We start from the raw sequence: 14,082 nt of genomic DNA, 5'->3' as shown, positions 1-14,082 counted from the left end.
CCCGCCCCGCTGTTGGCATCGGTTCATAATACCTCCGACCACTTCTTATAGATCAGCTCGATCTCCTTCTGCGCCCAGGCGACCGCTTCCTCTGGCGTCGCTTTGTCGGTCGCGGCCTTGGCCATCATGTCGACGAGGATGAAATTGTCCGCGACCTCGTCCGACGCCGCTCCGGCCGGTCCCGGATAGCCATAAGTGGCGTGCCACTCATTGGCGGTCTCCAGCACCTGCAGCTTGTCGGCTGGGTGCGAGGTTGGGTCGTTCGACAAGATCGGCATGGGCTTGGGCAAGATGTTCTCGAACAGCGGATGATTGTAGCCCGTGCTCGCCTCGAAGGCTGCCACCCAATTGTCAGTCCAGTGGCGCAGGAACTCGATTGCCGTGTCCTTGTTGCGCGCGAAACGCCAGACTACGTAGGAGTTGGGCGCTCCACACGCCAACCTACGCACAGGGCCGGCCGGCGTTTTCCAGATGTAGATCTTGTCGGCCAATTCGGGGTTGGCCTTCTGTATCGACCGGTATGCGGAGATCGGGTTGTGAATCCATGAACCTCGACCGGACGCCAGATACCGGTTGTTGCCGGCATCGTCCCAGGACAGGACTTCCGGTTCCATGGCGTCTTTATAAAGGGCGCGAACGAACTTCACGACCTCGAGCGTCTCTTTGGAGTTGAGGGTGACCCGCTTGCCCGTCTGGTCGCATTCAGACGCGCCATAGCTCCACAGCATGCTGCGGTAAGAGAGATTCGGGTCGACGGAGTGCCCAAGCCCGATACCAATCGGGGTGCCCTTTGCCTTCAGCTTGGCCCCACCGACGCGGATATCTTCCCAGGTATCGGGTTTCATCCCGATCTCGTCCCACAGGTCCTTCCGGTAAAGGCCGGGGAACCGGATGTAGTAGGCCGGAAGCGCGCTCCAGACCTTCGTACCCTCGTTGTACGCGATCTGGCGACCGATCGGCTGGACCTTGCCGTGCTTATTCTCCACCTCGCTGACGAGACTGCTGAGATCGACGACATGTTTTTCGAACAGGTGTGGGCCGCCCGATCCATTGAAGGCAAAAATGTCATGTCCGGCTCCCGCAGCAACCTCGGCCGCGGCGCGCGCCGGTAGCTCCAGATGCGGCATGTGATCAACGGTTATGGTGACGCCGTTCTTCTTGCCCCACTCCGTTGCGAAACCATCGAACCATTTATCGTACTGCGGCACGAAATGGCTCCACTGGAGGATCTTTAGCGTCTTGGCCTGTGCAAGAGCGGTAGACACAAAGGGCGACGAAACCGCCGGCGCCAGACCCACAGCTGCAGCGGCGGCGCCCACCCGCTTCAAGAACCCTCGTCGTGTGACGGCTGACCTGGAAATTTTTCGTCCTGAGCGCATGTTTGGTTCCTCCTGACAAGTCGTTGTCTTGACCAACCAGACGGCAACGTGGTGGGGCTCGTTCGCAGGCTGGCGCTGAAAACGCCTTAGCCTAGTTCCTCGACTGCGATGGGCGCCGATGTAAGAGCCTCGCCCCCTGGGTCCGCAGGCGCGCTCCAAAACTGACCTCCTGGTTGGTCCGGCCACCAGCTGGTCCAAAGATGGTTATTCGGGCCGCGATAGAATACGTCGATACCCTAGGGCCCACCAGCAATGGCAGCTGGCTCCGACGATAGCTCAACCCCGCCTAAGTCAGTGGGCGCGCTCCACAACCGACCATCCCACCAGTTCGTCCACAAATGACCATTGGGGCCCCTGTAGAACACATCGATACAGCGCCGGCCGTCAGCGACAGCCGATGGACCGGGCGGCACCACCAAGGTCAGTCGGCGCGCTCCACCACTCTTGAGCATGAGCCGCCCCCGGCGGTGCAAGTCATGATACTCCCTCTTCAGCACGGCCACAAAAAAGAATGGCCGACGGGGAGAGACATTCCGCCGCACGAGGTTGAACATTCACGTGCTGCACCGCAGCCAACGCGCAATAGCGCGCTCGGCCGGAGCCCGGTCGGCCGGGGAGCCGATCGGCTTTTTGCAGGCCGCAAGGACGTTAGCCGAAACCAAGAGAAACCTGCCGAGCACCGGCACAAACTCTCTTCGGCCGAGATCGCCGTCGTCACAGTGAGGCGGCTGCCCCAATGTCCGAGCGCGGCACATCGCGTCATTTCGCTGCACCGCAGAATTTGGCAGCTATCGGAGTCATAGCGGACATCGTGCAAGCCGCACCAAACATGTCGCATGATGAGTACGCGCCTTACTCCAAACCCGCGCGGCGAAAACCTTCCAAATAATGCTCGCGATCGGCGTCTTGCTTGATGGGCATATGGTTCGCGATAAAGGCCAGCGAAATATTGGGCTGCGCGCGGCGGAGCTCCTGTAATGCGGCGCGCGCGACGTCATGGTGTCCGGCCATGCCTGCGGCGGCTGTCAGCACGCGGTGGGCGCCGACAAAATCACCGCGTTGCCGGATGCCGTCGCGCGCGAAGCGCATCGCCTCCTCGTAATTGCGTCCGACGAATTGTGCGTAGGCCGCAACACCACAATAGACTGCCGTGAAGGGATCACGCGGGCTCAGCCGCAGGGCACGGCGCACGGCAGTGTTGGCTTCCTCCCAACGCCCGCAATAGGACAATGTCAGGCTGTAATAGCCTTGTGCCAGCGAGAAGTTCGGGTTGAGCCGCAGTGCCAGCTCGAATTCGGCCAACGAATCGTCAAAGCGCCGCATGAACAAATAAGCGGTGCCCAGCGCGTGGTGCGCCCAGGGGTCTTCGCTGTCGGCCCGGATCGCCGCCAGCGCCGCGCGCTCGGCGATCGGCGCAGCCTTCGCCATATCCGCCCAGCCCATGTGAGCGCTGAAGGTGTGGCTGGCACCGAGCACGCCGAGCGCCTGACCGTAGTTCGGATCGATGGCGATCGCCTTCTCGAGCAAGGCTTGCGCGACCAGATTGTCCTGTCGCGTCACCCGCCAGTAATGCGATAACGCCCGCACCACCAAATCCCAGGCGTCCATGCTGTTCGGCGGCTTGCGTGAGGCACGAAAGTTTTCCGCAGCATAAAGCTGCGGCTCGATGGCGGCGACGATGGCCTCGGTAATCTCGTCCTGCACCGCGAAAACGTCGGCAAGGGCGCGGTCGTAGCGCTCAGCCCAGATATGGCTGCCGGTGGCAACGTCGTTGAGCTGCGCCGTGATGCGCACGCGGTCGCCACCCTTGCGCACGCTGCCTTCGACGACATAGCCGACGCCGAGCTCCGCGGCGACCTGCTTCATGTGGACGGCCTTGCCCTTGTAGATAAACGAAGAGTTGCGCGCGATCACGAAGAACCAGCGCAGCTTCGACAGTGCGGTGATGATGTCCTCACTGATGCCGTCAGAAAAATATTCCTGCTCCGGGTCTCCGCTCATGTTGATAAAGGGAAGTACGGCGATCGCGGGCCGGTCGGGTAGCGGCAGCGCCGGGCGCGACGCCTCGGCGACTTCATCGGCCGGCCGTCCGGCCCGCAGCGGTTCGCCCAAATCTGGTTGCGTACGGACGGCGCAGACGAAGCGGAGGCCCTTGCGCGGGATGGTGCGGATGAGCTTCTGGTCGCCGCCGCTATCGCCGACCGCCCTGCGCGCCGCGTTGATGCGGCTTGTCAGCGTCGAATCCGAGACGATCCGGCCGCCCCAGACCGAAGCGATAAGATCGTCCTTGCTGACGACGTGATCGCGGTTCTCAACCAGATAAACCAGCAGGTCGAATACCTGTGGCTCAATGGCAATCGGTTCGGAACCATTGCGCAATTCGCGCCGGTCGAGGTCGAGGGTATGGTTGCCAAACAGAAATTGCACAGCGGTGCCCCAAAGCCAGAGAACTCGACGCCGCTCTCAAGGAATAATCAAGCCCATCTCAAGCACAAATCAAGCATCGGGCAAGGTCTTTCGGGCGAATTCTCGGCATCCTCTGCAACTCGCAATTGCGATCCCTTTGCGTTCGATTGGAGGAGGCCATGACCCAGACCCACACAGTCAGCCCGGAGATACGGGGAAATCCAATAACCAGGTTCACTGCGTTTCTCTATGGGCTCGCAGCCTATCTCGTGTTCTTTGTGTCGTTCCTCTACGCCATCGGCTTCGTATCAGGTTTGGTGGTGCCCAAGACCATCGATAAGACCATCGATGCCGGCCCGGTCGCGCCGGTCACAGAAGCGCTGATCGTCAACGTTGTTCTGATGTCCGTCTTCGCCCTGCAGCACAGCGTGATGGCGCGCAGGCAGTTCAAACAATGGTGGACCCAATACGTGCCGAAATCGGTCGAGCGCAGCACCTATGTGCTGTTCGCGAGCCTGGCGCTCATCCTGCTGTTCTGGCAGTGGCGTCCGATTCCGACCGTGGTCTCGCAAATCGACGATCCGCAAATCGCCATGGTGATCACCGGACTTTCCATGGTTGGCTGGCTGATCGTGCTGACCAGCACGTTCCTCATCAACCATTTCGAGCTGTTCGGGCTGCATCAGGTCGCCAACAATCTCGCTGGCAACCCGATGCCGGCGCCGCGCTTTCGCACGCCGCTGTTCTACAAGTTCGTGCGACATCCGATCTATCTCGGCTTTATCATCGCGTTCTGGGCTGCGCCGACGATGACGGTCGGGCATTTGTTGTTCGCAACCGTCACCACGGCCTACATCCTGGTCGGTATCGCGCTTGAAGAACGTGATCTGGTCGATCTCTTCGGGGATGACTACCGCCGCTACAAGGACAGAGTGTCAATGCTGGTGCCATGGCGTCGGTCGAATTGACCGATCAACTCGAGCTCAACTGGATGGTGGCACCGGTCCTGGCCGGTGCCACGCCGCTCCCCGCCGTTGAAAAAGGATTCCACCATGATCGAGGAAACTCGGGGCCGTATCGATTACGATGAGTGCGGGGCCGGGCCGACAATTGTGCTGGTGCCCGGATCGTGCAGCACGGGCGCGGCGTGGCGGCCCGTAATTGCCGCATGGGATAACCAGTTTCGTAGCGTGACCACGAGCCTGCTCGGATATGGCCGAACCGCCGAACGCCGCAGCGCATCCGATCCTTCCATTTCTTACGAAGCCGAAGCACTGGAGTCAGTCATCCGAAAGGCCGGTGGTCAGGTCCATCTGGTCGGTCATTCCTTTGGCGGCCTGGTGGCGCTTGCGGTGGCTCTACGCAACCGGGTTCCCTTGGCAAGTCTGGCGATCCTCGAGGCACCCGCGACGGAGGTGTTGGGGGAACCGATGGAGGATCAGCATTACCGCGCATTCCGCCAAATGACGGATGTCTATTTCGCTGCCTTCGCAGGTGGTGACCCCGGAGCGATCGAGACAATGATCGATTTTTACGGCGGCAAAGGCACCTTTGCGTCCTGGCCACCGCGGGTTCGTGCTTACGCCGTGGAGACGACCGCGGTAAACGTCCTTGATTGGGCAAGTGCCTTTGGTTTTCCGCTCTCCGCGGAGTTGCTGGCTACAATCCGGCTTCCCACCCTCGTTCTGTGGGGCGGCGCAAGTCACCCTGCGGTGCAACGCGCCAATGTCCTGCTTGGTGCGCGACTGAAAGGGGCCACTGTCGGGGCGATTGAGGGAGCCGCGCATTTTATGATCGCAACCCACGCCAATGAAGTGGCGCGCTTGATCGCGTTGCACGTGCATCGGGCTGAACGACGATCGAGAATCCCCGCTTGATGCCGTCCATCGAAGACGCGGACCGGTATCTAGGTAGCTAGCCACCATTAAGCTGACAGTAAAGGAAATCGCCCAAAATAGGCTCTTACAATCAAAGCAGGTCCCCTGGAGAGCCGGCATGGCGTTTGGAATCAAGGCAACCAGCTTCGCGCGCTTGCGGCTTAATCTTGGGCCCAAGGCCGTCATGAGCGCCGCTCTTCTGATCGCCGTGAATACTGCACTGGTGGTTGGCGCTGGCTACTGGTCGCTGACGCGCGAGTTCGACGCCCGCGCCGAGCGCGATATCGACGCCAATTTGCGCACGCTCAGTCTCGCGTTCGGCGAGACTTTTCCAAACGCAAAGCTCGATATTCGCGACGGCGTGGTTCAGCGCATCGAGATTCCGCAGATGCCGGAATTTGCCGACCACAAGATCGTGGACCGGGCAACCTCTTATGTCGGAGGCACCGCCACGCTGTTCGTCTATGACGAGGCCTCGCAGCAATTCGTTCGCCGCACCACCAATGTGAAAAAGGAAAATGGCGACCGCGCGGTCGGCACGCAACTCGCACCTGATCATCCGGCGCAAGGCGTCCTGCGCCGCGGTGCGGCCTATAAGGGTCCGGCGATGCTGTTCGGCCGCCGCTTCTACACGGCCTATCAGCCGGTGTTCGGCACGAGCGGTAAGGTCATCGGCATCGTCTATGTCGGGATTCCAACCGGGCAGCTCGACGGGATGTTGTCGCAGGCGCTCTGGGCCATGGCGATTGCGGCGGCGATCGCGGCTCTGCTGGTGCTCGGGATCACGATGCTGATCGTCCACCGCGTCACCAAGCCGCTCAAGGCCGTGACCGAGGCGCTGACCGTTCTCGCCGAGGGGAGGACCGACGTCGAAGTCCGGCACGCTGATCGGCACGACGAGATCGGCGCGATTGCCCGCACCATCGATGTTTTCAAGAACAACCGGATCGAGCGGCGCCAGCTCGAGGCCGAGCGCATCAGTGCCGAGAAGCTTGCGGTGGAAAAGCGCAAGGCAGAGCTCAATCGGTTTGTCGAGGATTTCCGTGCCAAGGTCGGCGGAATCATCGAGCGGGTGCTGAGCTCCTCGGGGCAATTCGAAAAGGACGCACAAAGACTGTCGGCGACCGCACATTCGACGGCGGAAATGTCGGGCCAATCCGCCGATGTTTCGCGGCAAGCCTCGGAGCACGTCCGTAACGCCGCCGCCGCCTCGAACGAGCTGTCGCAGTCGATCGTCGAAATCAGCCGCCGGGTTCAGGAATCGAACGGGGTTGCGGCCGATGCGGTCAAGCAGGCCGACGCAACCGATCAGCGGATGGCGGAATTGACGGCGGCCGGCGACCGGATCGGCGACGTGGTGAAGCTGATCACCTCGATCGCGGAACAGACCAATTTGCTCGCGCTCAACGCCACCATCGAGGCCGCCCGCGCCGGCGACGCCGGGCGGGGATTTGCGGTGGTCGCGCAAGAGGTCAAGACGCTGGCGGGCCAAACCGCAAAGGCCACCGACGAGATATCAGCGCACATTGTCAACATGCAACGCGCGACGGGAGAGTCGGTCGACGCCATCAAGGCGATCGGGCAGACCATCGAGCGCATCAGCGAGATCACCACCTCGATTTCATCCGCGGTCGAGCAGCAGGGCACCGCGACCCAAAGCATCGCGCAAGGGGTCCAGGCCGCCGCCTCCGGCACCCTCGATGTCGCTGACAATATCGAGCAGGTCGCGAGCAAAGCCCGCGAAACCGGAACGACGTCGGGCCTGATGCTGAAATCAGCCCAGGAACTCTCCGACGTCAGCACGCATCTCAAGGATGAGTTCGAGAAATTCCTCGACAGCGTTCGCGCGGCGTGACGCCACGTCAGCCCAGCCGCCAGCCGACGTCTTCCGCGAATCTCTGATAAAACTCGCCGTCATAGGCGCGTTCCGGCGTCTGCCGCACGCGCTCATCGAGGCGATGGGCGTCGTCACCAACCAGAATGCGCCAGCGCTCGGCCTTGACGCCATCGAGGATGATCTTTGCGGCTTGGGCTGCGGTGGTCGGCGCCTCGTCGCGAAAGCTGCGTGCGCGATCGAGTGCGATCTGCTGAATATCCTCGTCCGACATCGGCGCCGTGTCGACGCCCATGCCTTTCAGCCGCTGGCGGGTGGCGAGGAGCTCATTGTCGTTCAGCCGTTCGGATTCGCTGCCGCTCTGGATCTTGCGGGAGTTGGAAACGATGGATGTGCCGATATGGCCGGGCATCACCACCGAGCATTTGATATGCGGCGCGTTGAGCCGGAGATCGTTGATCAGTGCTTCGGTAAATCCCTTCACCGCGAATTTAGCGGCGCTATAGGCGGTGTGCGCGACGCCCATGCCGACGGAGGCCCAGAACCCGTTCACGCTACTGGTGTTGACGATGTGGCCCTCATCGGCCTTCAGCAGCATCGGCAGGAAGGTGCGGACCCCGAGATAGACCCCTCCCCAGCAGATATTGAAGGTCTTTTCCCACTGGTCCCTGGTGTTGGTGAACAGGCTGCCGCCGCCGCCGATGCCGGCATTGTTGAACAACAGATGGATCTTGTCGGTCGCCTGCTGCTCTGTGATTTCATCGCGGAAGCGTTTTAGCTGGTCCTCGATCGAGACGTCGGCGATATGGGTGGTGACGCGCAGGCCCTGCGGCAGCTTTTCGACCTCGCAAAGCTGCTTGGTTTCGGCCATGGCGTCCGCCGAGACGTCGCACATCGCGACATTGCAGCCTTCGGCCACCAGCTGGCGCGCCAGTTCGCGCCCCATGCCCGTACCGCCGCCCGTGATCACAGCGATCTTTCCGGCAAAATCCTTCATGGCAGACCGCTAACCTCCCAGTTCCGTTGAACTCTCTTTGTCCGTCTCTAGCTTCGTTCAAACCGTGGTGCAAGGTTGTGCTTGGCGAACGGCGGGGTCGATAGGCCGGGAACAACGACCGATCCCAGGATTTCGCGAGGCCGCGCCAAGGCGCGGCTTGGCGCTATTTTTTGACATGAAATCCGCCTAAAATGACGCTCGATAGCCGGAACGATTTCGGGAACGTACCATGAAGATCTTGACCGATGATCCGGACTGGGCTCCCACACTCTACGAGGCGCGGGCGCTGGCGATAAGGTTCGTCAGAAAGCACGGCCGCTCACAACACAATCCCTCGGCATTTCTCGTCGCCGAGCGCGACGGTTTGACGGTTGCCTACCATCCGCACCGCTCGCCCCTGCTGCTTACCATCGACGCCTCCGGCCAGGCCGCCGAAGCGCGCGAGCGCGTGCTCAGCATCGAATGGAAGGAAGGCGACGCCTGGCGCGTGGCCATCGAGACCTATCACCCCGGCCGCTGGGAATCCCGGCTCAAGACGATCGTTCATCCGCGACCGTGGCTGGAACGCTGGCGCGCGATGGCGCTGTTCACCGCCTCAGCCTAGGACCGCCGGGGGGCATAGGCGAGCGAAAGCGACGCCGTCCTTCGGACGGCTATGCCCGGCGGTGCTATCCAAGCAAGCAAGCTCATCCGCAAACCTGCACAGGGCGTAACCGCCAGCCGCGGCGCGTCAACACGCGCTGGCGGACGATGTAGCAACCCTCATCATAGTACGGATAGTCGTCGTAATACGCATACGGTGCAAAGCCAATCCCAATGAACGCACGCCGGTGAAACCCGTGATGAAACCCGTGATGAAACCCGTGGAAGCCACCGTGGAAGGCAACGCTGTGGAAACCTCCCCCGTGGAAGCCATGGAAACCTCCCCCGTGGAAGCCATGGAAACCACCGCCGTGGAAGCCACCGCCATGAAAACCTCCGCCGCCGTGGAAGCCGCCACCGCCGCCGTGGAAGCCGCCACCACCGCCGTGACCGCCGCCACGAGCCGATGCAACGCCCGGCTGAACCAGGCCGATCGCTGCCAACGCCAACAGAGCCAATACCAATCTCCGCGCCATGCTTCCCTCCTTCTGTGCCGCCGCCCTACGAGCATGGGACACCGACGCAACCGGATTATTCGCCGACGAAGAAGCCTCGGCGGTAAACTAACAGTGAGTCGGATAGCGATGGCCTGCGCCTCGCGCGAACCGTCAGCTGGAATGTAAGCCCTGTGTAACGTTACTGATCACATCGCGCAGCCAGGCATGCGCAGGCTGGTTGTCGAGCCGCCGAAGCCACATCATGGTTGCTTCGATCGGCTTTGGCGAACGCGACAGCCGACGGAAGACGAGGTGATGTGACCTCGTCAGGTTCCTCGCGACATTGAGCGGAAGAACCGATACCAGGTCCGATGTCGCGAGAATCTGCGCAGCCGACAAGAATGGCGCACGCATCGCCGGTTTCGGCGCAGACTTTGGCCTTCCAGGGCCGGTCTCGACAAACTCGGGCCCGAATTGGGCGGACGAGATTTCCAGTTGGGGAAGAGCAGCAAGCTTTTCCGTCGAGAATTCCCGCGCTTTCGCTGCCGGATGTCCCTTGCGGTGCACGACCACGAATTGATCCTGCAGCAATCGCCTGAGCGAAAATCGCTCGCCGTGGGCGCTCGACGGGCCGATCGCCAGATGCAGTTCGCTTCGATCTAGCAGTTCCGGAACGTTCAACGTGCCGCTCGGCCGAAAATCCAGCGTCACCCCGGGAGCAATCCTGGAAACATGCGCGGCTATCGGTGCGACCAGCACGATCGCGGCATAGTTGTCCACGGCCACGCGGAAGGTCGCCGTTGCCTCTACCGGGTCGAACCGAACCGGTTCCAGCGACTCTTGCAGTCCGTCCAGCGCGATCCTGATCGGCGTCGCGAGCTGTTCGGCCCGCGGCGTCGGCATCATCCCGTTCGGGCTGCGCACAAACAATTCGTCTTTCAGCATGTGGCGCAGCCGGGTCAGCGCATGGCTCATGGCAGGCTGACTAAGACCCAGTCGCTGCCCGGCGCGTGTCACGGATCGGTCCCGCATGATGGCGTCGAACACCACCAGCAGGTTCAGGTCGATGGCGCCTAATTTGGGGGCCGTCGTGTTCAAGCGACCGGAAACTCCCGCACGTCATTCAGATTAAACATGTTCAAATGACGAGAATGCATTTTTCGAATGCGAAACTCAACCCTAGATTCGGACTTGTGACCTGGAACAGCGGGCACTTCACCGGACGCACGAACGCGTTTGGTTACGGGAAGCTCGAAAGCGCCGCGCTAAGTCGGCTCTAATGATCGGCCGCTAAGGCGGCTCGCCATTCCGCATAGGAGAACGCGATGCTCGGAATCGTTCGGCTCGCCTTGCGACGGCCGTATACCTTCGTCGTCATGGCGCTTTTGATCCTGATTTTCGGGACGGCGTCAGCCCTGCGGACCCCGACCGACATCTTCCCGAACATCAACATCCCTGTCATCAGCGTCGTCTTCAGCTTCACCGGCCTGCCTGCCGACGACATGGCCGGCCGTGTCGTGACGTTTTATGAGCGCTCGTTGCCCAACAGCGTCAACGACATCGAGCACATTGAATCCCAATCGATCGCCAATTACGGCATTATCAAGATCTTCTTTCAGCCGACCGTGAACATCAACGCCGCGCTGGCGCAGGTCAACGGCATGTCACAGACCGTGCTGAAGCAGATGCCGCCGAGCATCACCCCGCCCTTGATTCTCAGCTTTAACGCCTCGAGCGTTCCCATTCTGCAGCTTGCGCTTTCCAGCGATAAGCTGTCCGAAACCCAGATCTTCGATGATGCGCTGAATTTCATCCGCCCCGCGCTGGCGCCGGTGCCGGGCGCCGCGCTGCCGCTTCCATTTGGGGGCAAGGTGCGGCAAGTCCAGGCCGATCTCAATCAGCAGGCGCTGCATCAATACGGCGTTTCGGCGAACGACGTTATCAGCGCGCTCTCGCTGCAGAATTTGATCACCCCGGTCGGAACACAGAAGATCGGCTCCTACGAATACACCGTCAACCTCAACGACTCGCCGAAAGCGGTCAAAGCCTTCAACGATCTTCCGATCAAGACCGTCAACGGGACGGTGATCTACATGCGCGACGTCGCTTATGTCCATGACGGCAGTCCGCCGCAGACCAATGCGGTCCACGTCAACGGCGCCAGCGCGGTGCTACTCACCATCGTGAAGGCCGGCGCAAGCTCGACGCTCGACATTATCAACGGCGTCAAGAGCCTGCTGCCGTCGGTATCGCAGACGCTTCCGAGCAGCCTGAAATTGACGGCGGTCGGCGATCAATCGGTCTATGTCACGGACGCGGTGTCCAGCGTCGTCAGGGAGGGCGTGATCGCGGCGGCGCTGACCGGGGTGATGATCCTGTTGTTCCTCGGCAGCTGGCGCTCGACGCTGATCATCACGCTTTCGATCCCGCTTGCGATCCTGGCGGCCCTAACAGGCCTTTCGCTGCTCGGCGAGACCATCAATGTCATGACGCTCGGCGGACTGGCGCTCGCGGTCGGCATTCTCGTCGACGACGCCACGGTCACGATCGAGAATATCAACTGGCATCTCGAGCAGGGCAAGGAAATCGAGCCGGCGATCCTCGACGGCGCGCGGCAGATCGTGGTGCCGGCAACGGTGTCGCTGCTCTGTATTTGCATCGCTTTCGTGCCGATGTTCGGGCTCGGCGGCGTCGCCGGATATTTGTTCCGGCCGCTCGCGGAGGCTGTGATGCTGGCGCTGGCGGCGTCCTATGTATTGTCGCGCACGCTGGTGCCGACGCTGGCAAATTATCTTCTGCGCAATCAGCACGTACACAATTCGGCCGATGGCGACGGTTCGGCCAAAGCCAGCCGCAATCCATTCGCACGCTTCCAGCGCGGTTTTGAACGCCAGTTCGAAAACCTGCGCAGAACCTATCTCGGTCTGCTGCAGCTCGCCCTGCAAAACCGGATCAAGCTGATTGCCGGATTCCTGTGCTTCAGCCTGCTGTCATTCGGCCTTGCGCCTTATCTCGGCCAGGACTTTTTCCCGACCGTGGATGGCGGCCAAATAAAACTCCATATTCGGGCGCCGACGGGAACACGGCTCGAACAGACGACAAGCCTGACCGATCGGATCGGAGCAGCTGTTCACAACATCATTCCGGCAAACGAGCTCGACGGCATCGTCAGCAATATCGGGCTCACCGTCAGCGGCATCAATATGGCCTACAATAACTCCGGAACCATCGGCGTCGGCGACGCCGACATCCTGATCAGCCTCAAGCCCAATCACGCGCCGACCGACAATTACATCAAGACCATGCGGGAAAAATTGCCGCCGCAATTCCCCGGCACGACCTTCGCCTTCCTGCCGGCCGATATCGTCAGTCAGGTCCTGAATTTCGGGGTGCCCGCACCGATCGACCTGCAGGTTGCCGGCCGGGACCTTACTGCGGATCGGACCTATGCCAATGCCCTATTGGCAAAAGTCAGGGAGATTCCCGGAATCGCCGATGCGCGCATCCAGCAGGCGTTCCAGCAGCCGACCCTCGACGTCAATGTCGATCGCTCGCTGACCTCGCTTGTCGGCCTTACCGAGAAAGACGTCGCCACCTCCATGCAGACGACGTTGTCGGGCAGTTCCCAGTCCGCCCCCACCTATTGGCTGGACCCGACCAATGGCGTTTCCTACGCGGTCTCGATCCAGACCCCGCAGCGCGACATCAACACCATGGCCGGTTTGAAAAACATTCCGGTGACGTCTTCCGCCGCCAATCCGCAGCTGCTTGGCGGCCTGGCGAATGTCCAGCGGACCAACAGCAACGCGGTTGTGTCCCATTACAATGTTACGCCGGTGATCGACATCTATGCGACACCGCAGGGACGCGATCTCGGCGCGCTTGCGTCCGATATTCAGAAGGTGGTTCACGACACGGCCAAGGATTTGCCCAAGGGCGCCAGCGTTGCGCTGCGCGGCCAGGTCAGCACCATGACGAGCGCCTATCGGCAGCTCTATGTCGGCCTCGCCGTGGCGATCGTGCTGATTTACCTGTTGATCGTCATCAACTTCCAATCCTGGGCCGATCCCTTCGTCATCGTCATGGCCCTGCCGACGGCGCTGGCCGGCATCGTCTGGATGCTGTTTGCGACCGGAACAACGCTTTCGGTTCCGGCGCTCACCGGCGCGATCATGTGCATGGGGGTTGCGACCGCCAACAGCATTTTGGTGATCAGCTTTGCCCGCGACCAGATGGAAGCCGGGCTGGAGGCGACCGCGGCGGCATTCGAGGCTGGCCGCGCGCGGTTTCGCCCCGTCCTGATGACGGCGCTTGCGATGGTCATCGGCATGCTGCCGATGGCGATCGAGCCGGGACAGAACCAACCACTGGGCCGCGCCGTGATCGGCGGGCTGATCTTTGCCACCTGCGCCACCCTGGTTCTGGTGCCCGCCATCTTCAGCCTGGTGCACGGCCGGCAACGCGACACCGCAAATCTGGCAGGCGCTGCAGCTGCCTTGTCGCATTAAGG

General features: G+C 61.5%; 10 protein-coding genes. 5 read left to right on the top strand and 5 right to left on the bottom strand.

Annotated features, from left to right (window positions below):
* Window positions 1-23: 23 nt before the first annotated feature.
* Together B5526_RS35075 and B5526_RS35070 are read right to left on the bottom strand one after the other, a co-directional pair.
* The gene (locus B5526_RS35075) at window positions 24-1,379 is read right to left on the bottom strand and encodes an ABC transporter substrate-binding protein (RefSeq protein WP_079544208.1); all 1,356 of its coding nucleotides are present in this window, start codon (window positions 1,377-1,379) and stop codon (window positions 24-26) included.
* Window positions 1,380-2,231: 852 nt separating this feature from the next.
* Entirely contained in the window at window positions 2,232-3,806 is a 1,575-nt protein-coding gene (locus B5526_RS35070; protein WP_079544207.1) for a winged helix-turn-helix domain-containing protein, read from the bottom strand.
* 158 nt (window positions 3,807-3,964) lie between these two features.
* Here B5526_RS35070 and mddA point away from each other — a divergent pair, with 158 nt between their 5' ends.
* From mddA to B5526_RS35055, 3 genes are all read left to right on the top strand, one after another.
* Complete coding sequence (gene mddA, locus B5526_RS35065) at window positions 3,965-4,753, top strand: methanethiol S-methyltransferase (RefSeq protein WP_079544206.1); 789 nt, start codon at window positions 3,965-3,967, stop codon at window positions 4,751-4,753.
* 84 nt (window positions 4,754-4,837) lie between these two features.
* A complete protein-coding gene (locus B5526_RS35060; protein WP_079544205.1) occupies window positions 4,838-5,662 on the top strand; it encodes an alpha/beta fold hydrolase in 825 nt (274 codons plus the stop codon).
* Between the two features lie 118 nt (window positions 5,663-5,780).
* On the top strand, window positions 5,781-7,517 hold the full coding sequence (locus B5526_RS35055) for a methyl-accepting chemotaxis protein (protein WP_079544204.1): 1,737 nt from the start codon (window positions 5,781-5,783) through the stop codon (window positions 7,515-7,517).
* Between the two features lie 7 nt (window positions 7,518-7,524).
* Here the strand turns inward: B5526_RS35055 and B5526_RS35050 are convergent, their stop codons facing one another.
* The gene (locus B5526_RS35050) at window positions 7,525-8,493 is read right to left on the bottom strand and encodes an SDR family NAD(P)-dependent oxidoreductase (protein ID WP_079544203.1); all 969 of its coding nucleotides are present in this window, start codon (window positions 8,491-8,493) and stop codon (window positions 7,525-7,527) included.
* Between the two features lie 229 nt (window positions 8,494-8,722).
* Between B5526_RS35050 and B5526_RS35045 the strand changes: the two genes are divergently transcribed.
* Window positions 8,723-9,097 (top strand): hypothetical protein, encoded by a 375-nt coding sequence (locus B5526_RS35045; protein ID WP_079544202.1) that lies wholly within the window; start codon window positions 8,723-8,725, stop codon window positions 9,095-9,097.
* Between the two features lie 82 nt (window positions 9,098-9,179).
* On the opposite strand, the gene B5526_RS35040 is transcribed toward B5526_RS35045, so the two are convergent.
* Window positions 9,180-9,611 (bottom strand): hypothetical protein, encoded by a 432-nt coding sequence (locus B5526_RS35040; RefSeq protein WP_154071614.1) that lies wholly within the window; start codon window positions 9,609-9,611, stop codon window positions 9,180-9,182.
* Window positions 9,612-9,743: 132 nt separating this feature from the next.
* Entirely contained in the window at window positions 9,744-10,670 is a 927-nt protein-coding gene (locus B5526_RS35035) for a LysR family transcriptional regulator (protein WP_079544200.1), read from the bottom strand.
* Between the two features lie 227 nt (window positions 10,671-10,897).
* Between B5526_RS35035 and B5526_RS35030 the strand changes: the two genes are divergently transcribed.
* Complete coding sequence (locus B5526_RS35030; RefSeq protein WP_079544199.1) at window positions 10,898-14,080, top strand: efflux RND transporter permease subunit; 3,183 nt, start codon at window positions 10,898-10,900, stop codon at window positions 14,078-14,080.
* Window positions 14,081-14,082: the final 2 nt, after the last annotated feature.

This window comes from Bradyrhizobium lablabi, from assembly GCF_900141755.1.
In the GTDB taxonomy this organism is placed as follows: domain Bacteria; phylum Pseudomonadota; class Alphaproteobacteria; order Rhizobiales; family Xanthobacteraceae; genus Bradyrhizobium; species Bradyrhizobium lablabi_A.
Note: the sequence above shows the minus strand (reverse complement) of the source record. Positions and strands in the feature narration are given on the sequence as shown.